The organism is Bacteroidota bacterium, from assembly GCA_030017895.1.
Lineage (GTDB): Bacteria > Bacteroidota > Ignavibacteria > UBA10030 > BY39 > JASEGV01.
Genome location: JASEGV010000002.1, coordinates 29669 through 53709 on the forward strand (window position 1 = coordinate 29669; position 24041 = coordinate 53709).

Annotated in this window: 23 protein-coding genes and 1 other RNA gene; 13 read left to right on the forward strand and 11 right to left on the reverse strand. The window is 38.7% G+C overall.

Going from position 1 to position 24041, the window contains the following annotated elements; all coding sequences use genetic code 11:
- Nucleotides 1–39: 39 nt before the first annotated feature.
- From ruvA to QME58_00800, 9 genes are all read right to left on the reverse strand, one after another.
- Complete coding sequence (gene ruvA, locus QME58_00760) at nt 40–636, reverse strand: Holliday junction branch migration protein RuvA (GenBank protein ID MDI6802361.1); 597 nt, start codon at nt 634–636, stop codon at nt 40–42.
- Complete coding sequence (ruvC, locus tag QME58_00765) at nt 590–1240, reverse strand: crossover junction endodeoxyribonuclease RuvC (GenBank protein ID MDI6802362.1); 651 nt, start codon at nt 1238–1240, stop codon at nt 590–592. Before ruvC ends, ruvA begins: the two co-directional genes overlap by 47 nt.
- 14 nt (nt 1241–1254) lie before the next feature.
- Nucleotides 1255–2004: a YebC/PmpR family DNA-binding transcriptional regulator gene (locus tag QME58_00770; protein MDI6802363.1), complete on the reverse strand. Its 750-nt coding sequence runs from the start codon at nt 2002–2004 to the stop codon at nt 1255–1257.
- Nucleotides 2005–2032: 28 nt separating this feature from the next.
- Nucleotides 2033–3757 (reverse strand): single-stranded-DNA-specific exonuclease RecJ, encoded by a 1725-nt coding sequence (gene recJ / locus QME58_00775; protein MDI6802364.1) that lies wholly within the window; start codon nt 3755–3757, stop codon nt 2033–2035.
- Nucleotides 3758–3808: 51 nt separating this feature from the next.
- Nucleotides 3809–4261: RNase P RNA component class A (gene rnpB / locus QME58_00780), an RNA gene on the reverse strand.
- Nucleotides 4262–4311: 50 nt separating this feature from the next.
- Nucleotides 4312–4734 carry a ribonuclease HI family protein gene (locus tag QME58_00785; protein ID MDI6802365.1) on the reverse strand — a complete coding sequence of 141 codons (423 nt, stop codon included), beginning with the start codon at nt 4732–4734 and terminating at the stop codon, nt 4312–4314.
- Nucleotides 4731–5462, reverse strand: coding sequence for a C4-type zinc ribbon domain-containing protein (locus tag QME58_00790; GenBank protein MDI6802366.1), 732 nt, complete (start codon nt 5460–5462; stop codon nt 4731–4733). Before QME58_00790 ends, QME58_00785 begins: the two co-directional genes overlap by 4 nt.
- Nucleotides 5463–5480: 18 nt before the next feature.
- A complete protein-coding gene (locus QME58_00795) occupies nt 5481–6587 on the reverse strand; it encodes a Nif3-like dinuclear metal center hexameric protein (GenBank protein ID MDI6802367.1) in 1107 nt (368 codons plus the stop codon).
- Nucleotides 6588–6798: 211 nt separating this feature from the next.
- The gene (locus QME58_00800; protein ID MDI6802368.1) at nt 6799–7494 is read right to left on the reverse strand and encodes a response regulator; all 696 of its coding nucleotides are present in this window, start codon (nt 7492–7494) and stop codon (nt 6799–6801) included.
- 141 nt (nt 7495–7635) lie between these two features.
- On the opposite strand from QME58_00800, the gene QME58_00805 reads away from it, so the two are divergent.
- The 9 genes from QME58_00805 to QME58_00845 all read left to right on the forward strand — a co-directional run bounded on the left by QME58_00805 (nt 7636) and on the right by QME58_00845 (nt 16486).
- Nucleotides 7636–8004, forward strand: a complete 369-nt coding sequence (locus QME58_00805; protein ID MDI6802369.1) for a response regulator — start codon at nt 7636–7638, stop codon at nt 8002–8004.
- Entirely contained in the window at nt 8005–9384 is a 1380-nt protein-coding gene (locus QME58_00810; GenBank protein MDI6802370.1) for a sigma-54 dependent transcriptional regulator, read from the forward strand.
- Between the two features lie 85 nt (nt 9385–9469).
- Nucleotides 9470–11983: a sugar phosphate nucleotidyltransferase gene (locus tag QME58_00815; protein MDI6802371.1), complete on the forward strand. Its 2514-nt coding sequence runs from the start codon at nt 9470–9472 to the stop codon at nt 11981–11983.
- Between the two features lie 32 nt (nt 11984–12015).
- Nucleotides 12016–12495 (forward strand): PTS sugar transporter subunit IIA, encoded by a 480-nt coding sequence (locus QME58_00820; protein ID MDI6802372.1) that lies wholly within the window; start codon nt 12016–12018, stop codon nt 12493–12495.
- 24 nt (nt 12496–12519) lie between these two features.
- The gene (gene hisS, locus QME58_00825) at nt 12520–13773 is read left to right on the forward strand and encodes a histidine--tRNA ligase (protein MDI6802373.1); all 1254 of its coding nucleotides are present in this window, start codon (nt 12520–12522) and stop codon (nt 13771–13773) included.
- A 2-nt stretch (nt 13774–13775) separates the two neighbouring features.
- Entirely contained in the window at nt 13776–14183 is a 408-nt protein-coding gene (locus QME58_00830) for a hypothetical protein (GenBank protein ID MDI6802374.1), read from the forward strand.
- The gene (gene lgt, locus QME58_00835; GenBank protein MDI6802375.1) at nt 14159–14980 is read left to right on the forward strand and encodes a prolipoprotein diacylglyceryl transferase; all 822 of its coding nucleotides are present in this window, start codon (nt 14159–14161) and stop codon (nt 14978–14980) included. The genes QME58_00830 and lgt overlap by 25 nt, the downstream gene beginning before the upstream one ends.
- A 1-nt stretch (nt 14981) precedes the next feature.
- Nucleotides 14982–15716: a 23S rRNA (guanosine(2251)-2'-O)-methyltransferase RlmB gene (gene rlmB / locus QME58_00840; protein MDI6802376.1), complete on the forward strand. Its 735-nt coding sequence runs from the start codon at nt 14982–14984 to the stop codon at nt 15714–15716.
- Nucleotides 15713–16486, forward strand: a complete 774-nt coding sequence (locus QME58_00845) for an SDR family oxidoreductase (GenBank protein ID MDI6802377.1) — start codon at nt 15713–15715, stop codon at nt 16484–16486. Before rlmB ends, QME58_00845 begins: the two co-directional genes overlap by 4 nt.
- A 343-nt stretch (nt 16487–16829) precedes the next feature.
- On the opposite strand, the gene QME58_00850 is transcribed toward QME58_00845, so the two are convergent.
- Nucleotides 16830–20099 carry a phospholipase D-like domain-containing protein gene (locus QME58_00850; GenBank protein MDI6802378.1) on the reverse strand — a complete coding sequence of 1090 codons (3270 nt, stop codon included), beginning with the start codon at nt 20097–20099 and terminating at the stop codon, nt 16830–16832.
- Nucleotides 20100–20325: 226 nt separating this feature from the next.
- On the reverse strand, nt 20326–20979 hold the full coding sequence (locus tag QME58_00855) for an XRE family transcriptional regulator (protein ID MDI6802379.1): 654 nt from the start codon (nt 20977–20979) through the stop codon (nt 20326–20328).
- Nucleotides 20980–21146: 167 nt separating this feature from the next.
- On the opposite strand from QME58_00855, the gene QME58_00860 reads away from it, so the two are divergent.
- The 4 genes from QME58_00860 (at nt 21147) to rsmH (ending at nt 24040) form a co-directional block, all read left to right on the forward strand.
- Entirely contained in the window at nt 21147–21800 is a 654-nt protein-coding gene (locus QME58_00860; GenBank protein ID MDI6802380.1) for a metallophosphoesterase, read from the forward strand.
- Between the two features lie 5 nt (nt 21801–21805).
- Nucleotides 21806–22420: an HAD family phosphatase gene (locus tag QME58_00865; GenBank protein ID MDI6802381.1), complete on the forward strand. Its 615-nt coding sequence runs from the start codon at nt 21806–21808 to the stop codon at nt 22418–22420.
- A 224-nt stretch (nt 22421–22644) separates the two neighbouring features.
- A complete protein-coding gene (gene mraZ, locus QME58_00870; GenBank protein ID MDI6802382.1) occupies nt 22645–23094 on the forward strand; it encodes a division/cell wall cluster transcriptional repressor MraZ in 450 nt (149 codons plus the stop codon).
- Between the two features lie 19 nt (nt 23095–23113).
- A complete protein-coding gene (gene rsmH, locus QME58_00875) occupies nt 23114–24040 on the forward strand; it encodes a 16S rRNA (cytosine(1402)-N(4))-methyltransferase RsmH (protein MDI6802383.1) in 927 nt (308 codons plus the stop codon).
- The last annotated feature ends 1 nt before the right edge of the window (nt 24041 follow it).

The following is a 24041-nucleotide window of genomic DNA, read 5'->3' on the forward strand; positions in this document are numbered from 1 at the left end:
CACCGTTTCTTCGCTTCACCTTCTCTAAATAATCGGTTTTTACTTCGAAGTATGCCTCAGCGCCTGCCTTATTAATTCCTCGACGGATAAATCTTTATTTTCTTTTAATACCTCTCGAATTGCATTTTCGGCGGTATTGCGATTGTAACCAAGCGATATAAGAGCATTCAGCGCATCGTTCCGCGTTTTAATTTGTGGAGAAGTTGCAGGGAAGGAGGGAAGTTCTATTTCAGCTTTTCCGATTTTGTCGCGGAGTTCTAATAGCAACCGTTCGGCTGTTTTTCTTCCAACACCTTGAAGCGAAGTCAACGCAGCAATGTCGCCGGTTTGTATAGCTGATTTCAATTCATCGGCAGTCATTCCTGATAGCATACCCTGTGCGATTTTGGGACCGATTCCGGAAACCGAAATTAAAAGTTTGAACATCTCCCGTTCCGATTCCGAAGAGAACCCAAATAACAGCAAAGCGTCTTCGCGGACGTGCAAATATGTAAAAACTTTTACCTGATCATTAGCCGAACTTAATTGCTCGTATGTTGTCAGCGATATGTTTAAACTATATCCAACTCCGTTTACGTCTATCACAATTTCAGTTGGAGTTTTGTAAGTTAATTTTCCGGTTAGATATGATAACATAGCTTTTAGGTTTTATAGATTTGTTGTTGTCGATTACAAAAGCTTTCCAGTCTTTATATCTTCGAGAGTTCTGTTGAAATTGTTTTTTGGGAATAATGAGTGAATTGACTGAACGGAACGAGTGGCAGATAGCAACGGCCAGAGCATCTGTAATATCGTAATATTTTGTCCCGACTTTGTCGGGATGAAGTTTCAGAATCGATTTTACCATATATTGAACCTGTTCTTTTGAAGCGGCGCCGTTACCTACCACAGCTTTTTTAACTTCACGCGGCGAGTATTCTGATAAAGCAATTTTGTTGATAACTGCCGAAAGCATCGCCACACCGCGTGCTTGACCCAATTTCAAAGCCGACTGTGCATTCTTTCCATAAAAAGCCGTCTCAATTGCTATTTCGTCGGGCTTGTATTTTTTAATTACGCTATCTAATGTTTGAAATATAACTCCAAGCCGGATTGGTAAATCTGTTTTACTATTATTTACAATGGCATCGCATTTAACCAGACTAAATTTTCCGTTGTTCAGTTCGATGATTCCAAAACCTGTAATCATCGAGCCGGGATCAATTCCTAAAATTATCCGTTTATTTTTTACGGTTTTCATCGAAACCTGTTTGGTTAAGCTTGATAGTTAGCCAAAACCTTTTCGTCTATATCGAAATTAGGATAAACATTCTGAACATCTTCGTTTTCTTCTAAAGCGTCCATTAGTTTTAGAACTTGTTCGGCATCTTTACCTTCGACCTTTACTAAATTTTCAGGAACCAAAGAAAGTTCCGCTGATTCTATTGCGATTTTATTTGCTTCGAGAGCTTTTTTAACAGGTTCAAATGTTTCGGGAGTAGTGTTAACTTCGTAGAACTCGTCTTCCACTTTCAAATCATCGGCGCCCGCATCTAAAATAATTGCGAGTATATCGTCTTCTGTGTAATTTGATTTTGGAATTTGAATAACACCTTTGCGATGGAAGCTCCATGCAACCGAACCGGCTGTTGCTAATTTACCGTTGTTACGCTCTAACATATGGCGCAGTTCGGAAACAGTTCTGTTTTTATTATCAGTTACCGATTCGATTATCAAAGCAACACCACCGGCACCGTATGCTTCGTAAGTAACGTCTTCGTATGAAACACCGGGGAGCTCGCCTGTACCTTTCATAATTGCGCGTTTGATATTATCGGCGGGCATATTACTCGCCTTCGCTTTATCGACGGCTAAGCGTAACCGTGGGTTTCCGTTTGGGTCGCCGCCGCCCATCTTGGCAGCGATAGTTATTTCTTTAATAATTTGTGTAAAAATTTTTCCTCTCTTCGCATCGGTGGAAGCTTTTTTGCGTTTGATGGTTGCCCATTTTGAATGTCCTGACATATCGCTATTCTCCTTTTAAAAAATAATTTCAGCGTAAATCTCTTATTTTAAGTTGTGGAAATGCATCGCCAGCCGGTGCGCCACCTTGCCAATCCGACTCGTTGATTGAAAATACCAGATCCATTTCCTTTGTGCTGCTTATAGATGCATTAACTTTGTCTTTCAGGTGACCGAGGTTAAAACCGATTGCATCGAAGACCAAATTGTTTTGCTTAATTTTTAATCGCAAATGATTTTTTCCAACAATTTTTAGAGGTGCGGTGGCTTGAACTTTTGAAACCAAAAATACGGGGCGCAAGTTACCTGGTCCGAATGGAGCAAATTCTTTTAATATCTTCTGGAACCGTGGCGTAATATCTGTAAGTTGAATTTCAGAATCAACCTTGATTTCAGGTTTAAGTAGTTCTTCGCTGAGTAATTCTTTAACTGTTACGTTGAAGGCAAGCTTAAATTCATCGAGCCTTTCCAACTCAACCGAAACACCTGCAGCATACTTGTGTCCGCCAAATTGCAATATCGTATCTTCAACCCGCTTTAATGCCTGATAAATATCGAAACCAGCTATGCTTCGGGCTGAGCCTTTTGCAACTCCATCGATAGTGGTCATCATAATTGTGGGTAAGTAATATTTTTCGACTAAACGTGAAGCAACAATACCTATCACACCCGGATGCCAATCTTCTTGATGTAAAATAATTGATAAATCGTTGTCCTCATTTACGTAATTTTCAACAAGTTGTTGGGCGTTGGCGAAAGTATCTTCGTCAATTTTTCTTCGATTTTGATTTTCTGTTTCTAAAACTTTAGCTATTTTTAAAGCATCTTGATAGTCGTGGCTGATTAACAATTCTACAGCCCTGCCTGCATCGCCGAGACGTCCGACAGCATTGATACGTGGTGCGAGTATGAATACAATTTGAGATGAGCTTAATTCCTCCGACTTAATTCCGGAATTATCCATAAGTGCCCTTATCCCGGGTCTCGGATTTTCATTAATTTTCTGTAGTCCCAATTTTACAATCGTACGGTTCTCGCCGACAAGCGGAACGATGTCGGCAGTTGTTGCCAACGTAACAAAGTCGATAAATGAAAAAGCAAAATCTTCCTGTCCAATTTTTTGTCCCACAGCTTGGATAAGTTTGAATCCAACTCCACAACCGCACAGCGATTTAAAAGGGTAGTTACAGTTTGGCAGCAGCGGGTCGAGAACAGCATAAGCTTTTGGAATTTCAGCGTTTGGTTCATGGTGGTCGGCAATTATTACATCGATGCCTAATGAATTGGCATAGTCCACTTGTTCGTTGGCAGTGATTCCACAATCGATAGCGATTAACAGTGTGGCGCCGTGATTTTTTGCTAAATCTATTCCATAATTCGATATGCCATATCCTTCTTTCACACGGTCAGGAACATGATAGTACGTATGATCATTAAATTTTTTGAAGAATAGATAGAGCATTGCAATGCCGCTGGTACCATCTACATCGTAATCGCCGTATATCATAATTTTTTCTTTTGTGTCGAGAGCAGTAAGAATTCGACTCACGGCTTTATCCATTCCACTCATCAGAAACGGATCGTGCAAGTGCTCAAATTTAGGTCTAAAATACTGCTTTGCTGAATCGTAATCCTCAATTCCACGATTGACTAATATTTTTGCAATAACATTAGGAACATTTATATCTTTTGAAAGCTTTTCAATTTTTTCAATTTGAGGTTCGTTCGTTAAAGTCCATCGGTATTCTCTTATCATATATATTATGCATTCTTTAAAAGTTAAATTGGAGAAGAAGTAGAAACGACGACAAAACGTAAATCTATAAGCCGAATTTTGTTTCCCGTTACCCCGCAAGAAGCGGAGGAACGGGGCTGCAATCATTTCTCTAATGCGACTTACCCATCCTGCTTTCCCCTCCAAAGAGAGGAAGTTGAACGGACAACTCTTCATTCCGCCAAAACGGAAAAGCGGGACTTACATGGTCTTGCTCCGGATAGGGTTTGCCGTGTGGCGCCAGAAGCGCCATCCCTTTCGGGACCTCCGCCATTACTGACGAAGCGGTGAGCTCTTAACTCGCCTTTTCACCCTTACTCCATTCGGTCAATAAATTGACGGAACGGAGCGGTATTTTTTCTGTGGCACTTTCCGTTGCAGTAACCTTTCGGCTACAGCACCCTCGTTTTCACAAGGTGTCCTGTCCTGCGGAGTTCGGACTTTCCTCTCCGCAACAAGTTGCGGAGCGATTGCACGATTTACGTTCGTCGTCCTACTCTACTATCTACCAATCCGCCAAAGGCGGATTATGTTAATTAAATTTTTATAGGTTGCTTGCTGTCAATTCCAGCATTAGCAAGAAGGTCAGCATCGCGGTTTAGTTCACGCTTAATATGTTTTATCTCGCACTTAAATCCGCCTTTGGCGGATCGTAAAACGCACTGCACGCGTTCAAATATCTCTTTTATACCTTCATTCCTAACTCGATATTGCCTGTTCATCTGTCGGACTAATAGTTCGCTGTCCGAATGGATTGTAATCTTGGTACAATTTAAATCTTTCGCTTTTTTCAGGCATGCGATCAAAGCAGTGTATTCGGCAATATTATTTGTTGCCTTGCCAATATATCCATTAATCGAAGCAAGTGTATTGCCTGCTTCGTCTATCAATAAAACGCCGATACCACTTTCGCCCGGGTTACCACGCGAGGCTCCGTCGATGAAGGCATTAATTTTCATAAAAGGTTTTTACTTCCTTCAACTATTGTATCGGAAACTAATATTCTGCCGCAACGTTCACAAGTAAACATGTTTGTGTTTTGCCGCAGTTCCTGAATTTTCTGAGGCGGTAAACTATTATAGCATCCGCCGCATGCATTACGTTTAACAGAAACCACTGCTAATCCGTTTTTTGCTTTCCGGATACGACTGTAAGTCGCTAAATCTTGTTTATTTACACGTGCTACTAACTTTTCGCGCTCGTGTTGTACTTTTAATTCTTCTTCTTCGTTCTCTTTTATGATAACATCCAGCTCGGCTTGTTTTTCTTCTAATTCCTCTTCAGCAGTTTTAAGTTCTTCTCTGAGTTTTTCGAGATCCTCTTTTCCATTCTTGATATTACCCTCGAAAATTATGATGTCATTTGTCAGTTGTTCAATTTTTTTTTCTGAATTTTCAATTTCGTGAGTCAGTGCATCATATTGTTTATTGGTTTTTACTTCGTACTGCTGTTTTTTGTATTTTGTGATTTTTTCGGATAAGCTTATTTGCTCAACATCCCCCTCATCACTTTTTTTCTTGTTGTTCTTAATTTCTGCTTCCAGTTCTGTAATCTTTGTTTTTAGTGAGTTTACTGCTTCAGTAAGCTGATTCACTATCGCCGGAAGTTCGCCTTTAAAATCTTCAAGCTCATCGAGCTGAGAATCGACCTGTTGTAGTGCGTATAGAAAACGTAATTTTGTTTCCAATAATTTCTCCAAAATATTTTATATGTTTTGAATTGGATTTTTTATCTGCGTTGTCGCTGAAATCTGAATATTTTCCTTCAGCGAGATAAACTTGTTTTTTAAATAATTCACAATAGAATCGACAATTGCTACTTCGGTTTCGAAATGTCCGGCATCGACAAGTAGAATTATTCCATTAGCTTCAATGAATGAATGGTATCCCACATCGCCGGTAACAAATGCATCGGCTTTAGCAGCTATCGCATCGGGAATTAAGTTGCTTCCTGAACCACCGCAAACAGCTACAGTTTTTATTTTGTCCTGACTGCCTTCGACGTATTTAATGTTTTCGGCATTTAATTTTTCTTTTGCATGTTGCAAAAATTTTTTTTGAGTTAATGCTTCTTCAAAAGTTCCGATTGCCCCGGCACCATAATATTCCGATACGATTTCCAAAGGATAGATATCGAAAGCGGGTTCTTCGTAAGGATGCGAACGACGTAGGGCACTCGTAACATCGGATAATTTCCAATTTGGTACAATCATCTCCAATTTTATTTCTTCCACCTTTTCGAACTCTCCGGGAGAGCCGATAAATGGTTTGGTCTCCTTGCCCCCTTTGAATGTGCCGATTCCAGAAGTGCGGAAAGAGCAATAATCGTAATTTCCAATGACGCCAGCGCCGGCGTTTGCCATACTCTCAGCAACTTTTTCGGTGTAATCGGACGGAACAAACACTGCTATTTTTTTGAAATGCGATTCTGTCGGCTTCAAAATTTTGATGTTTTTTAATTCCAACTTTTGAGCAAGTGTATAGCTTACACCATATTTAGTAAAATCTAAATTTGTATGAGCGGCGATTACCGAAATCCGGTTTTCGATTAGTTTAAATATTAATTGTCCGATTCTATCATTAGAATTAATGGATTTAATTGGATTGAATATCAGCGGATGATGAACGATGAGTAAATCAATGTTCTTGGATATACACTCGTCAACTACATCGATTGTAACATCTAATGCAGCTAAAATTTTATGAACAGGTTTTTCGTAACTGCCAACCTGCAAACCAATGTTGTCTCTTTCCCATGCTAATTCTTTGGGTGCCCATTCAGATATTAGGCTATTTATTTCTTTAATCGTCATTCTGGAATAAAAAAAGTCCTGATTTATCAGCAGGACTTTTTTAGAAACTCTTTATGTTATTTTTTTCGTTTGTAAAGATTTTTGAGTTGAGGGTATTGTTCTTTTTGATACCCTCGAGAGTCGGAAAAATTCTTTCAATTTTAAGAGAAAATGTTTGAACACGCATTATCATAACTGTTTTAATATAGAAATATCCGTTTATAAATGCAAGTTACTTTAAGGCTTCGGAAACATCGATATCACGTAATGTTAAGATTTCCTTTTCAATTATTTTCAAGTTTGTAATCAATTCTTGCAAAATTTTTTCAGATTCAGCGGTTAGCTTCTGGCGCGAAATAATATCGGTGCTTATTCTGATTGCTGCCAGCGGGTTATTGAATTCGTGACAGATAGTAACAATGAGTTCACGGATAGCCTCCGCTCTTTTCTCAGAAATCATTTTTGTCTTTTCGGCAGTTTCAATTTGTCTTTTTATTTTAACCCGTTCCAAAACAGTTATTATTGCACGCGGCAATAAAGTATCAACAGCTTCGTCTTTGATGAGATAATCTTCAACGTTATACCTCATAGCTTCAATAGCTAATTTGAAATTTTTGTGAGTAGTTAAAAATATTATGGGTACCGATATACCTTGTTCGGAAATTTCTTTTACAATCTCTAAACCGTTTTGATCGGGAAGATAATAATCTACCAAAATTAATTGGATGTTCGGGTTGGTTTTTAGTTCAGCAACTGCTTTCTGACCATTTTCCTTCCAAATTAAATTGAATCTCCTACCGGGGAATTTATTTAAAAGATGCCTTGCTACACTAACATAAGCCGCGTCATCGTCAATCAGTAGTATGTTGATTGTATCGAAATCCATCATTTTACCTATTTTTTGAATTATTATAGTATTTGTTATCATAATTTACAAGTATTTTTTTTTAATTGCTATAAGAGTTGATTTTATTAAATCATTTTCTTAACTTACTAACGTAAAGAACATGAGTTAAAAGAAGGTCGAATTTAATTCGTAAATTCAAGTAATATAAATTAGGAGCTTAACATGTCAGAAAAAAGTAAAATTTTAGTAGTTGACGATGAAGATACACTTCGTACAGTTCTCAGTCAGGAGTTAAAAGGTGAAGGTTATGAAGTTGAAACAGCAGCCGACGGGTTACTCGCCTTAGACGCTATTAAGCAAAATAATTTTGATCTGGTTCTGTTGGATATTAAGATGCCCAATATGGATGGTTTCGAGGTTTTAAAGTATATCAAACAAAACCACAAAGATTTAAAAATTATTATGTTGACAGGTTTTGCCGACCTTAAGAATGCAATCGAATCAAAAAAATTGGGAGCAGAAGATTTTGTTAGTAAACCTTATGACCTGGTCGATTTACTAACCACCATCGAAAGAGTATTAAGTGAGTAAATGGTTCAACGAGATAAGATTCTTATCGTTGACGATGAGATTCAATTAAGTAATCTTCTTCAGTCCGAACTACAGGAAACTAACCGCTATATAGTTGACCTCGCATTTGATGGTGTGGAGGCTATCAATTTAATTCAAAACAATCTTTATGATGTTATCCTCCTTGATATAAAGTTACCTCGTGTGGGTGGATTCGAGGTTTTGCAATTTATACAGGAAAAGTCGCCGGACTCGCAAGTTATAATTTTATCCCGTTATGGCGATGTAAAAACAGTTGTCCAAACTATGAAACTTGGTGCCTACGATTTCATCGGGAAACCTTACGACATTGATGAACTTCTGAATGTACTCGAACGAGCCATCGAAAGGAAAAAACTATTAATAAAAAGTAAACTGTTGGAAAATGAGCTTTCCAAAACTTCGAGTGCCGAAATTATTGGAAAAAGCCCGGCTTTCTTACAGGTTCTTGATGATGCGCGAAGAATCGCCGACAGCGATTCGTTCGTGTTGATCGAGGGAGCCAGCGGAACGGGAAAAGAATTAGTTGCCCATTTGATTCACAAGAGTAGTCCGCGAAAAGATTATCCCTTCGTGGCAGTCAATAGTGCTTCAATTCCGGATACACTGCTGGAGAGCGAATTGTTCGGTTACGAGAAAGGCGCATTTACAAATGCATACGCTGTAAAGCAGGGCTTGGTAGAAGTAGCCAATGGCGGAACGCTATTCCTCGATGAAACAGGAGATATCAGTATGCAAATTCAACCCAAGCTTCTACGTTTTTTAGAAACAGGTAATTTCAGGAGAGTTGGAGGAACACACGAAATTCATGTTGATGTAAGAGTGATATCGGCAACCAATAAAGATTTACACGAAGAAGTTCGTAACGGAAAATTTCGTGAAGACTTGCTCTACCGTTTGAACGTTGTTACATTACACATCCCGTTATTACGTGATCGGATCGAGGACATTCCGCTTCTGATCGAATATTTTCTGAAGAAAAAAGCAAAAGTTAAAGAACCAAAAATTATCAGCCCCGAAGCCCGTGAAGTCCTGATGAATTACACTTGGCCCGGTAACGTGAGAGAGTTAGAACATGTAATCGAAGGAGCCGTCTTACTATCTCCGGATTATATTATCCAACCGACAGATTTAAAGATGCATATTGGAGGCAGACAAAATTCCATCGCGCCACACACTGAAGTTGTTGGTATAAATAAAAATTTTAATCATCAAACTCTCTCTATCGATGAAGTCGAAAAAATTCACATCGAAAACGTTTTAAAGATGATGAAAGGGAATAGGACCAAAACTGCTGAAGTTCTGAAAATCAGCCAGAAAGCTCTCTACTTAAAAATCAAACGATACGAAATCACACCCTAAATAATATTTTTATTGCAATGTAGCCTAAATTTTATTAAATTTTCAATAAATTCACCAAAAATTAAATAGCTAAAGAGCGAGTTATATGAAAGCTATCATAATGGCAGGGGGTTTTGGGACACGACTCAGGCCTCTAACAGCAAATATACCTAAGCCAATGGTTCCAATTGTAAATAAGCCGATGATGCAGCATATCGTCAGCTTGTTAAAAAACCACAACATAGATAATATTATTTCTTCGCTATTTTACCAACCGGAGGTTATCTCAAGTTATTTCGGGAACGGTGAAAAATATGGTGTAACGATGAGTTACGTACGGGCAGAAGCCGACTACGGAACTGCCGGCAGCGTTAAAAATGCGGTCGTGTCGTTGGGAATTTCGAACGATAAAATACTGATTATCAGCGGCGACGTTTTAACAGATGTCGATTTAACTCAAGCAATTGAATTTCATAATTCAAAAAAAGCCAAGGCAACGCTTGTATTAACACACGCTAACAATCCGCTGCAATTTGGTGTTGTAATTACTGAGGATGACGGAAGGATTTCCCGTTTCCTCGAAAAACCTACATGGGGCGAAGTTTTTTCAGATACAATAAATACAGGTATTTATATTTTAGAGCCCGAAGTACTAAAGCTTATCCCATATCGTGAGGAATTCGACTTCAGCAAGGATTTGTTCCCTTTAATGCTCGAACAAAAAATGGATCTTTACGGATACATTGCCGATTGTTACTGGCGGGATATCGGAAATCTTTATGATTATCAAGAAGCACATTTGGATTTCCTGAATGGAAAAGTTAAAGTTAAAACCGACGGTACGCAAAATAAAAATTTTGTGTCCGGCGAAAAAACTGTTATTAAAACTGCTCCAGAAAATTTTTCAGGAAATAATTTGATTGGTAAGAATTCCGTGATTGATGAGCATGCTATTATTTCGAATTCTGTTATCGGCGACCATTGCAAGATAGGGGCAGGCTCAATTATCAAAAATAGTGTAATCTGGAGCGGTTCCAAGATAGGAAAAAATTCAGAACTTTCAGCCGATGTGATCGGTTTCGATTGCGATATTCAAGATGAGGTGATTATCGGCGATAATGTTTTTATAAGCGACAAGTGTATCATCGGCAACAAAGCGAAGTTGATAGCTAATATTAAACTCTGGCCCGAAAAGATTGTAGAAGATTCTGCTGTTCTGAATCGTAGTTTGGTATTAGAAGACCGGTGGCTGAAAGAATTGTTCACGGATGCACGTGTAACAGGACTTTCGAACCTCGAGATGAATCCTGAATTCGGCGCCCGGCTCGGCGCTGCATTAGGTACATATTTAGGTGTTGGAAAAATAGTAGCAACAAGCCGCGATTCCGATAATGTTTCACGAATGTTGAATCGTGCTATGATATGCGGTTTACTTTCTGCTGGCGTTAGCGTGAACGATTTGCGTGCTATGCCAATTCCGCTCGTACGTCACGAACTTAGCACAGGCAACGAAGCAGCGGGCATTCATGTGAGGAAATCTCCTTACAACAAAGCGATGACTGATATAATATTTTTCGATTCCAACGGAAGAGATTTACCAATCCGGAAAACTAAATCAGTCGAACGGATATTCTTCGGAGAAGATTATCTGCGTGCACCTGCTAACAAGGTGGGTAGTATCCATTTTTCTGAAAGGACAAACGAAGTTTATCGCCAGAAGTTTTTGTCGTCTTTAAATCTCGAAGCAATCAAGAAAGCTAAATTCAATATTGTATTGGATTATTCATACGGAGTTGCCTCGACTATTTTCCCAACGCTTTTGGGTTCTTTTAACATTCAATCAGTTGCCTTGAATTCTCACCTCGATCCGAACAAGTTGACACGCGACGAATTAGAGATTTCCGAATCGCTTAAGCAGCTTGCTCATATAGTTACTTCCTTAAAATACGACCTTGGTATTATGATAGATGCAGGATCGGAACGAATTACCATTATTGATGAACTCGGAAATATTCTCGACAGTGAACGCTTATTGACTATGGTGATTAAATTATTCCTGGATGTTTATCCGAATACCAGACGAATAGCCGTTCCTATAGTTGCGCCGTCAGAGATTGATGTGCTGAGTAAAGATTGTTCAATTACAAAAGCAAAAAATTCGCACCTTGCAATGATGGAAGCTGCGTCCGATAAATCGGTTGCATTTGTAGGTGGAACAAAGGGTGGTTTCATATTTACGGAATTTTTCTTCGCTTCCGACGCAATGTACTCAGCTGCGAAAATAATTGAATTGTTAGCAGTTAGCGGTGAAAAATTCGGATCACTCGATAAAAAAATTATTAAATATTACAGCGTTAAACGCGATGTAATGTGTCCGTGGGACTGCAAAGGTAAGGTTATGCGACACTTAAATAAAGCGACAGAAAATGCTGACAGGGAACTTGTGGATGGGGTAAAAATAAAATTCAATTCCTCACATGATGAAAATATCTCCGCTCAAATAATACCGGATAGAGAAAGGCCATTTTTCCACATACGCACTGAAGCCCACACCGAAGAAGCGGCAATTCGGTTGGCGGATGAGTATATGCAAAAAGTAATCGAATGGCGCGACATGTAGGAAAAATATTTCAAACTTAGAAGGAAATACGGATGAAAATAATCGATATCTTAAATGAAAACCTTGTAAAAACAAATCTTATTGGAAATACAAAAGAAGAAATCATCAACGAGATGATAGATTTACTTATAGCTTCAAATGCTTCCACGAAAATATTGGAAAAAGAAAAAGTGCGGTCATGTATTTTTGAACGGGAGAAAATTATGTCCACCGGTGTTGGCAACGGATTCGCAATTCCGCACGGTAAAACCGATGCCGTATCCGATATTATTGCAGCTTTCGGGATTACGGCTAAACCGATAGATTATCAATCGCTCGATGAAAAACCCGTTCGGTTGGTGTTTTTATTAGTAGCCCGCGATAATATGGTTGGACCCCACATTAAACTTTTAAGCCGCATTTCGCGTTTAATGAACAAAGAAGAATTCCGTCAGAGACTTCTTAATTTATCCAATCCTGCAGAAGTAATCGATGCCTTCAAAACAGAAGAGTCGTCTTACTTTGACATCTAATCGAGAAATAATTTAGGCATTCACTTGAAATTCAAATCAATAAAAGGTACGAAGGATATTCTACCAGATGAAACTCACCTTTGGCAATTAGTCGAAAAAAATATTCGCGCAACAATGGAGTTGTTCAATTACAAAGAAATCAGAACTCCCGTTTTTGAAGAAACATCCCTCTTTGCACGAAGCATAGGTGAGTTGACTGATATAGTCGGGAAAGAAATGTATTCGTTCACCGACCGCAGCGGCGATAGTTTAACACTAAAACCGGAAATGACCGCTTCGGTTATTCGTGCTTACATCCAACACAATTTGGGTGAGAAGCTGCCACTTACAAAAGTGTATTACATCAGCCCGGCTTTTCGGCAAGAGCGACCCCAAGCAGGCAGGTTACGGCAATTTCATCAATTCGGTGCCGAGGCAATCGGCGGCTCCAATCCTGAAATTGATGCTGAGATAATCGCACTATCGGCGGCTATTTACACAAAGTTTGGCATTCAGGAATTTCAGGTAAAAATTAATTCTGTCGGATGCCCCATTTGCAGAAACGAGTATAAAGAAAAATTAAAGGAACACTTAAAAAAAGTTTTCGCCAAACTCAGTATCGAGAGCCAGAAACGTTTGGAAACAAATCCGATGCGTATATTAGACTCGAAAGATGAGATCGATAAAGTTCTTACACAGGATGCGCCGCTGATGATGCACTCTCTCTGCGATGAATGTAAAAATCATTTTGAAAAATTGCAGGAAGCATTGAACGTTTTAGGTATTCAATACGAAGTAGATGGAAGAATTGTTCGCGGTTTGGATTATTACACAAAGACCGCTTACGAAATAACCAGCAATGAACTCGGTTCGCAAAATGCTCTCGTCGGCGGAGGAAGATATGATCTGCTCGTGAAAGAGTTAGGTGGAAAATCGACACCGGCAGTCGGTTTCGCTGCGGGTATGGAACGACTATTAATGGTTTTGGAAAAACGTGAAAGCTTGAAACCAAATACACAACATCCAAAATTGTTTATTGCAGCAGCGGATGAGTTATCTTATAAAAAAGTACTGCACGAGGCAACGCGAATGCGTCGAGCCGGCATTGCATGCGAAATTGATTGGCTGCGCCGCAGTTTAAAAGCACAAATGCGTGAAGCCGACCGCCAGGAAGCTGATTTTGTAATAGTGATTGGCGAGGAAGAAATCAAAACGAACACTGTCGAACTTAAAGAAATGAAAACCGGAAATCAGAATAAGTTATCGTTCGATGAACTTGTAAAATTTCTGACATCATAAAAATGAAAAGTAAAATCGACAAAACAGATCAAAAGAATGAATTGAACCTGTTTTTGTTCTCAAACTACAATGAACTTACAAAGAAATACATAACTACTTTCCGGTTAGAAACTTCTCAAATATTCACAACATTCAGATACGAGATCGATGTAGAAGAAACTATTCACGACAATCACATCACTTTTAAATTGATTGGATTAAAAACACCGAGGTTACTTATTCCCGGCGGTGGTCCAGCTACATTTGAAAAAAAATATGCGTCGTTAAAAGGAAATTACATCGTTGAGATAATCGGAATAGATAAACGAGAAAACGTTTTTGAAATACGTATATCAAAATATAAAATTAAAGTTATAAAAATTCCTGAAGAAAAATTTATAAATATATGTATCCAGAACTTTTTAAAATAGGACCGTTTACAATTTACAGTTACGGACTGATGCTTGGCATAGCATTCCTAACTGCAAGCTATATACTAACAAGTGAGTTGAAACGAAAAAAATTAGACCCGAATTTAGCATCGACAATTACGTTGCTTGCTGTTATTTGTGGAATCGTTGGCGCTAAATTATTTCACTTGATAGAAAATTTGGAACACTTTCTGCGATCACCGATCGAGATGATGTTTTCTGCAGGCGGACTTACATTTTATGGTGGGTTCATACTTGCTACGATTGTTATAATTTTGTATTTGAAGCAGAAGAAAGTTCCGGTATTAAAAATCACCGATGCGGCAGCGCCCGGTTTGATGATCGGCTACGGGATTGCTCGTATCGGCTGCCACTTGTCGGGCGACGGAGATTACGGGATGCCGACCAAGTTGCCATGGGCAATGAGTTATGAAAACGGCACTTACCCGCCCTCTGCTGCATTCCGCGACTTCCCTGAAATCGTTGAAAAATATGGAGTTAACGGAGTTGTTCCTGATAGTATTTTAGTACATCCGGCACCGTTGTACGAACTGATTGCCGCAGTGTTTTTATTTTTAATCCTCTGGAAACTTCGTAAAAAAATTGCACCCGACGGACTGCTGTTTATGATTTATCTGACTTTTTCAGGAGCGGAACGTTTCTTTGTGGAGTTCATACGACTAAATCCAATAGTTTTATTCGGACTTTCTGAAGCGCAAATTATTTCTATTATATTAATTGCTATCGGAGTTTTAGGTATTTTTTATTTGAAAAGAAAAAATGAGAGAAAAAAGTAAAATCACACACAACTTAATTGTTGGCAGGAATCCGGTCATCGAAGCACTTCGTGCTGCTACTCCCATTGTAAAAATTTTCCTTCTACACGGTATCAGAGGCGGAAACATCGAAACAATTTATAAACTTGCACGGGAGAGAAAAATTCCCTGCATCGAAATCAATCGCAATAAATTTGAGGAATTAACCTCAGGTGATGTTAATCAAGGTGTTGCTGCAATAATCGAAGAGAAAAAGTTTGTTGACGTAGATGACATACTTGAAATTGCATTAGCGAAAAATGAACTTCCGTTCATTTTGATTTTAGATGAAATTCAGGATCCGCAAAATTTAGGAGCCATAATCCGGACAGCCGAGTGTGCCGGTGTGCACGGGGTAATTATTCCGAAACACAACGCAGCTCCTGTAACATCGTCAGTTACGAAAGCCTCAGCCGGTGCAGTCGAATACGTTGCAATGGCGCGCGTTACAAACATCGCACAAACAATTGATGAGTTAAAAGAAAATGGAGTATGGATTGTAGGAACCGACAGTAGCGCCGATAAAAAATATACTGAGCTTGATTACAAAATTCCGTTGGCATTGGTAGTAGGCAGCGAAGGGCGGGGAATGCGGCGACTTGTAAAAGAGAAGTGCGACTTTTTAGTAAAGATACCGCTCTTCGGTAAAATCGAATCGCTGAATGCTTCAGTTGCCGCAGCACTTTTAGTGTATGAAGTTGTGAGAAAAAGAAAATGAATCGAAAAACAACATTAATTACAGGCGCCTCGGGCGGCATTGGTTTAGAATTTGCTAGATTATTTGCAGGTGATGGTTATGATTTAGTTTTAGTTGCCCGCAGAATAAATGAACTTGAGAAATTAAAAACTGAATTGGAAAAGGGAAGTAAAGTTTCAGTCAGAGTAATCCAAAAAGATTTAGCGAAACCAACATCCGCTGAAGAATTATTTAACGAGCTTGAACAAACACAGATAGATGTTTTAGTCAACAACGTAGGATTCGGATCTGTTGGAAATTTTCAAGAAACAGATTGGGATGTTCATAACAGTATGATGAATGTTAATATCATCGTACTTGTTCACTTAACCAGACTTTTTCTATCAGGTATGGTTAAACGGGGGAGTGGTAAAATTTTAAACGTAGCTTCGACAGCGGCATTTCAACCAGGTCCGTTTATGGCGGTTTATTATGCTACAAAATCTTTTGTAGTATCGTTTTCGCAAGCAATCGCAACTGAACTTGAAGGAAGCGGAGTTACGGTAACTTGTTTGTGCCCCGGACCGACTGTATCAGGTTTCCAAAATACTGCAGGAATGAAAAAATCAAAAATTATGAAGTTACTAAAATTTTCCAGTTCTCATGATGCAGCTCTTTATGGATACCACGCGATGAATAAAGGGAAAAGGTTAGCTATTCAAGGATTGATGAACAGAATTTTTGTTTGCTTAGTAAAATTTATACCGGCAGGATTTGTTTTAAAATTGATTCGATACTTACATAAAAAATAGATCTGTTTTTGGTTTCGGATTGCGCTTTTCCTGTCTTCTGCAAGCCTCTTTCAACAAAAAATTAAATCATTGTAAAATAAGAACCGAAATAAAAGTATCAGCGTTCAAATTATCTCTGTAGTAAAAACGTTCGGCACTGGAAAAACAGAACAGGAAATAGAAACAATATCAGAAAAATGGGTGCTGCATTGCGGAAAACAGATAGTTGCTGAGCTTGTCGAAGCAACCGTTTTCTAAACTCACCGGTAATGGCGTTTCGACAAGCTCAACGCCCGTATTGGTCTCTGAACTCTTTTTCTTTCTAAAGCAGCACATTTTTTTATTTACTCAACTACTCCATTGCTTACTTAAGCAGACTCAATTTTTTTACAGAATTAAACGAACCGGCAGTAAGTTTGTAGAAATAAACTCCGCTCGCTAAATGAGATGCATTGAAATTAACAGTGTAGTTTCCGGCTTTCATTTCTTCGTTAACTAATGTAGCTACTTCTTGTCCCAATATATTGTAAACTCTAAGAGTAACTAAATTTGCTATAGGCAAACTGAATGCAATTGTAGTTGTTGGGTTGAACGGGTTCGGATAGTTTTGACTTAGGTTGAAGTCATCGGGAATTCCGTTACCATTTTCGTTCACGCTTACACGGACAGGGTCAGTTCCGCCGGCTTCTGTATATCGGGCAGCAAATTCCTGTATGTAAAGATTACCAACTCTGTTATCTTTTATAATTAATGTGTTTTCATCGTTCCTTGTTTCAGCGGCACTCGACCAGTTATGCGAGCCGGTTACAACCCATGCAGTTCCTCCATAAGGTTCTGCATCAACGATTGCGTACTTATGATGTAAAAATCCGGTGCCAACTTTTAACAAAATATCTACACCACTCGATTGCATGTATGGAAATTGTGTCCCGCTATCAGTGTTATTATCTAAAATAACACGTGTCTTTTTTCCAGCACTTTTCTTTACTACTATTGAATCGGCTAACTCTTTTCTTGTGAAAGTTAGCATAGCAATATTAATGGAACTTTGAGTTTTTCCTAAAGCTTTGCCGATATAGGTTGTTGTTCTGTCGCTTGGACTGAAAAACGACTCAATATATTTACCGCCAATAATAAATTTATGCGGTGTGTTGTTTAGCTTTCTTGCGCCGAATCTAGAAATTCCGGAGTTTGGAGTTTCGGTGTTGGCTCCCCACATTTCTTCGAACTCGCGTGTGTATGCGCCCGCAAGAGCCACATCCTGGATCTCAATCACATTTTGTCTGTCGGCATCGGTTCCGGGGTCTGTAGCATTCCAAGAACCGGTCCATACCCAAACGCTTTCCGGCGCGCCGCCGCGATAGTCAAACACAAAAAACTTATTATGATGTAAGCCCGTGCCGTCATTAAGTCCGTAAGCATCGTAGATAACCGTGATTCCATTATTTGTGAGTGTTGACCAAGGCAAAGTGGTTCTGTTATCGTACTCACCTATTACTCGAACTTTAACTCCACGATTTTTTGCTGCCACCAATGCGCTTGCCACATTAGCGCCAACCGTACCGCTTAAACTATAAAGAGCAGCATCAATCGATCTTCGCGAATTGTTTATCCGCTCAATAACTTTTGATGATAAATTTATATTAGCTAAAGCCGCTTCACCAATCGATAATGTTGTGTTCACACTCTTGCTAAAATAAACATTAATTTTTCCGGTTGTCGGAGATTTTGATGTTGTACTCACTATTAAATTACCTGCGAAACTTGTATCGTTTCCTGAAACGGAAAAAGCTTGAACGTTATAAATTGTTGCTGCTGTTAAGCCGGTTAATGCTACTGAATGAGATATCCTCAAATCATTATCAATTTCGATTACACCTAATTCGTAGTTTGTATTAACTCCATAACGAACACGCGATGTACCGGGAAAAAGTGTTTTCCAGCCAACCGTTACCGAAGATGAATCAAGGTAAGTTTCTTCAGGATATTCTGTGAATAAAGGTCCCGATGATATAATGTCTTGAGTAAAGCGAGGCATAACTTGATAACCACCGATGTAAGGTGTTGTTGTCTTGTATTGCCCCACGACACCGATTAGGTCGAATGTACCCGCAGGAGCTACTCCGCCGACTAAGTTTGTGTTATTATCGATACGCAGTTGAACCGTATCGCTTGTTGAAGCGCCAATCAGGCGGTAGTTCGTATTTGCAGCCCAGTTTGTTACAGGGGTTCCACTTAGGGTGGTAACAGTAACACCGATGATGTGTACGAGTTTGCCCTCATAAATTTCAACTCCTCCAACACCATTAAAATTAATCTGTGTTGGTGTTGATATTACGGGATCAACAAAATTGCCTGTGCTGATAACTGAATACTGTTCGGGCAATTCGATCTGGTTCAATCCACCGAATTGTGTTACTTTTCCAGTTACCTGAATTTCATCACCAATATTAACGGCTGCTGAAAATATAGTTCCGTATATCGACATACCGGCGGAATTATCCTGTATAAAACTTGGACTGCCGAATTCGTTCGCGACGGTTATAATTCCACGAACAGTTACCAGATCACCGATTCTCGTTGAAGCTCCGTTAGCATCGTTTACTTTTACTTCCGAGATCGGAATTGCTGCACCATAGACAGTAATAACCGGGATCGGTGCGACGTCTCCGTAAGTTCCGCTTGCACCCGATTGTGTTTTAAATTTATAATAACCTGTAAAGGTTGCTGATGTAATAGGTGAGATTGTAATTTCTGTTGAATCTGCACTGAACGATATACCTGTAAAATAAATTGTATCGCCAATTACGCTTGCAGTTGCAATTATGTTTGTGTAACTAACGTCGCTAATATTCTTTGACCATGAAAATTCGGGTGGGACGATTATTCTTAAATTATTAACAGCAAATGCAGGGTCTTTACGGTATGTAATTTTGATGGTTGTATCGACACTGCCATCTAAAAGAGATGGAGTAATTGATACTGAACCTGAACCTTCCGGACGTGCACGTAGTAAAGATATCCAAGCAGAATTTTCTGTTGTATTACCGGTTCCACGCGTGATAGTAAGAGTGTTTTGTGACCAGTTTGCTACATCGATTAATTGGCTTACACTATTTCCCTTGAAAGCAGTTGCCGTGTTCGAAGTTAAAGCAGCCGAAAAATGAACTTTTGGTGCAGGTATGCTGGCTGCATTGGCAGGTCCCCATGAAACACCAAAGATATGTGTTTGTGATGTATTACGGATTTGAACAGCATCGCTAGTTCCAGCAATTGAAAACACATTGCCAGTAAAGTAAGTAGAATTGTTTGATTTTATTGTAAGTGAATAATCACTCGGATCAAAATCTTCGGGGAAAGTGTTTTCGGGACGAGCAATGATAATAACAGTACCTGATTTGAGATTGTTCCATAGGGCATTTGTTGTAAAGACTAATGGAGCTAATGCACCGCCTGTACTCGAAAAATCCCTAATATCCCAGCTCCTTATATCTAACCCATCTTGAACCACGAGCAACTCAACCCATTCATCGTTGCCGCTTGAATTATAAAGTTCATTGATAATAATAGATTGTGAAAATATTGAGGAGGTCGCAAAAATCATTACAAATACAAACAAAACAAATTTTTTCATAAAACTTTCCTGTTTAAATTATAAAAAACAAGAGGCAAATAGCCTCTTCTTGATTAAAAACTGTATAAGACTGTGTAAATCTAATTAAATTTAGTGAGAAAACAAAAGGAGTAAATCGATCGAATCCTAAATCCCCGTCTGCCGGCGGGTAGTCTGGCGAGCAGGTAAAAATAAAAAACTTGTGGTGAGCCCTTCGACAAGCACATGACAGCGCGTAGTCGAAACATTATAAATTCTTTATAACCTTCACAACTCTCCATATAAATCCAACGTCACGTTTTCGAACCGAGACCGGTTCAAAATCAGGATTTAGTGGAATTAAGTGAATATGTGTGCTGTCGATTTTTACTTTCTTCAAAACATCCTCATCGTTCACACGCACTACACAGATATCGCCGTTGCGAACTTCCTGCTTCGGACTCACGACGACAATATCACTGTCCTCAATTTTTGGCGACATACTTGCTCCCTTTACAACGAGTGCGAAAGCATTCGGGTCGTTTATATTATCAATCGTTACATAACGGTCAACATAATCGGGATGAAAAATAGGAGTAGTTCTCCCCGCAGGAACCGATGAGTACAATGGAATATCCACTAAAGGAATATCTCGTAAATATGTTGTTTTGTGTAATGGAAAAATTTTTGTCCTGTCGGGCGGCGAATGATACATCTCGCCTTCACCTGTTAGCAGCCATTCAGGTCGCACACCCGTAAATTTTGCAAGTCGCATCAGATAATTACTGTCGGGGACTTGCTCGCCTTTTTCCCAGCGCTGGAGTGTTCGTGTTGCCACATCAACTTTTTCAGCTAATGTGTGTTGGTCGAGTTCTTTGTTCAACCGTGATTCGTTTATACGGTTGCCGATTTTTGATCTCATATTAACCTCTTGTTTATTTGATAGACATATATGTCTTTGTATATTATTATCAGCGTCATATTTGTCGCACACTAAAATAAGGAATTATTTTTGAGAAGTCAAGTTTTGATATTTTTAAATGTTTTTGTAGGTTGAGTTGTAAAATTTATAACATCAAACAAATATAGATGCGCATTTTAGCATTCACTGACATACACGGTTCGTATAACCGGGTTTTAGAGATCATTAAATCAGAAAAACCCGATATGGTAATTATTGGCGGCGATTTAACAAACTTAGGCAGAGTCCAAGAAGTTGAATCGGTTATACGGCAATTTCAAACTTTAACCCCCAATTTGTTTTGTATTGCAGGCAATATGGACTTACCCCAGCATGATGATTTGTTTGATAAACTGAACGTTTCAATCAACGGTAAAGGCATTATTATGAATGAAGTTGGGATATTTGGTGTATCGGCGGTGCCGACTTCACCACTTCGAACACCTTATGAAATTGATGAAGAAGCAATCTCAGAAAAAATTGCCGAAGGATATAAAGATGTATTGAATGCAAAAACTAAAATTCTGGTTTCACACGCACCACCTTATGGGACGAAAGTAGATATTGTTCATTCGGGGTATCATGTTGGCAGTTCGGCTGTTCGGGATTTTATTGAGGCTGAAAAAGTAGATGTAGTAATTTGCGGGCACATACACGAAGGTCGGGGGCAGGATACTTTGGGGAAAACAAAAATAATTAATTGCGGGCAAGCAAGCCGCGGTTATTACGCTGTTATACAAATAAGTGAAAAAATAGAAGTTACAAATTCTGAGTACAAATAATGAGTATGAGTAATATAAAAGCAATAGTTTTTGATTTAGGAAATGTATTAGTAAAAATCGATTATAAACCTTTGCTTGTTCATACAGGACTTAACGGTAAATTCAGTGAAGAGGAGGTTTACAATTTATTAGAAAACCCTGCGATTGCATACGAAAGTGGAAAATTAAGTTCGCACGAGTTTTACAACGAAACTATGAGGATGCTTCAAATTAATATTGATTATGAGAAGTTTGTTCATGCTTGGTGCAGTGTTGCGACCGTGATGGTTGAAAATATCGAGGAAGTAGTTATTGAACTTGCACGACAATATCCGTTATATTTATTGAGCAATACTAACGAACTCCATCTGCATCATATTAAAAAGAACTATCCAATTTTAGAAAATTTTCAAAGATTATTTTTATCGTATAAAATCGGTGTAATGAAACCGGATGAAGAAATATTTCAATTCATGCTCAATGAATTGGAAATTGAGCCGGAAGATATTTTTTTTATTGATGATAAAATCACAAACGTTGAGAGTGCATTCTTACTTGGGATTGATGCTGTTCATTTTCAATCAACAAACGAGTTAAGAAAAGTATTAACCCAAAAATACATATTATCAGCAAAAAAGTAAAAAAAACCTTCACCTACAGTTTGTTATCCAACCCTCGAAATTAGCTTATAAAAGCCAATTTTCTAAAATACTACGACTTTAAAAAACTACCCACAAAAATTATTATTAAAAATTTGTTTTTTTGCTTGACTTTCAAGGAAAATCGTTTAAATTACCATATAAATTATACAAGAGTGGGTAAAAGTGTGTAGGAAAATTACCCCCTTTCAATAATTATAAAATTTATGGCTTCATTTAAAGGAACATACAAATATAGTGTCGACAGCAAAGGTCGCCTGAATATTCCGTCGAAATTGCGAAAGCAACTTACCGACGATATCAAGGATCATTTTGTTGTGATGCGCGGATTCGATAAATGCTTGTTCGTTTATCCGATTAACGTTTGGGCAGATGTTGAAGCGGAATTTATTAAGCTGTCGGCTTATAATTCTGAACATCGCCAATTAGAGCGGACGATATACGCTAATCTTTCAGAAGTGGAATTAGATTCGCAAGCCCGGATAAGTATCCCACCCGATTTACGCGAATATGCTCAGATCGATAGCGATGCGTTAATAATCGGAATTCGGAATAGAATAGAAATTTGGAATCCAAAAATTTACGAAGAATATATTAGCAGTCAAGTTGATTCTTACGAAACTGTCGCTCAAAAGGTAATGAACAATCTTGGTTGATGTTCCTTGATAATATGCAATGAGCTATGAATATCACACGCCGGTTTTAGTCGAAAAAGTTCTTGAGTACCTTATTACTAAACCTGACGGTGTTTATGTCGATGCAACTTTAGGAGGTGGTGGTCATTCGGAAAAAATTTTAGAACGACTCATACCCACAGGAGTTTTAATTGGAATTGATGCCGATAAAGATGCTCTTGAATTTTCAAAAGTGCGTTTTGGAGAAAGAGTGTTATTAATACAAAGCAATTTTTCGCATCTCTCCCAAATTCTTTCCGAACATAACTTACCTAAAGTGGATGGTTTTCTTTTTGATTTAGGAATTTCATCCCGTCAAATCGACTCAGCCCAAAAGGGATTTAGTTTTAGCTGCGATGCTAAACTTGATATGCGTTTCGACTCGAGGCAAGAGTTGGATGCACATTACATCGTTAATTCGTATTCCGAAGAAGAACTCAGCCGGATATTCTGGCAGTTCGGCGAAGAAAAATTTTCGCGCCGGATTGCAAAAAAAATTGTTGATTCAAGAACACGTAAATCAATTGAAACTACTTTAGAATTAGCTGAAATTGTAAAATCTGTTGTAAGCGGAAAATTCTTGAATAAATCGTTAGCAAGAATTTTTCAAGCTATAAGAATTGAAGTAAACCGAGAATTAGAATCTTTACAGTCGGCTTTAAAAAGTTCATTGATGCACCTGAATCCGGCAGGCAGATTAATTGTTATCTCGTATCACTCGCTAGAAGACAGGATTGTAAAGTCGTTCTTCAAGGAGTTTTCAACTCCGACTAGAGATATTACATGGAAATTGACCGGCATAGAAACAACGAAGCCGTTAATACGAGTTCTAACAAAGAAACCAATTCTACCTGAAGAACCGGAGATCGTGCAAAATCCAAGGTCTCGCAGTGCAAAACTGAGGGTAGCTGAGCTTCTAAATGATTAAG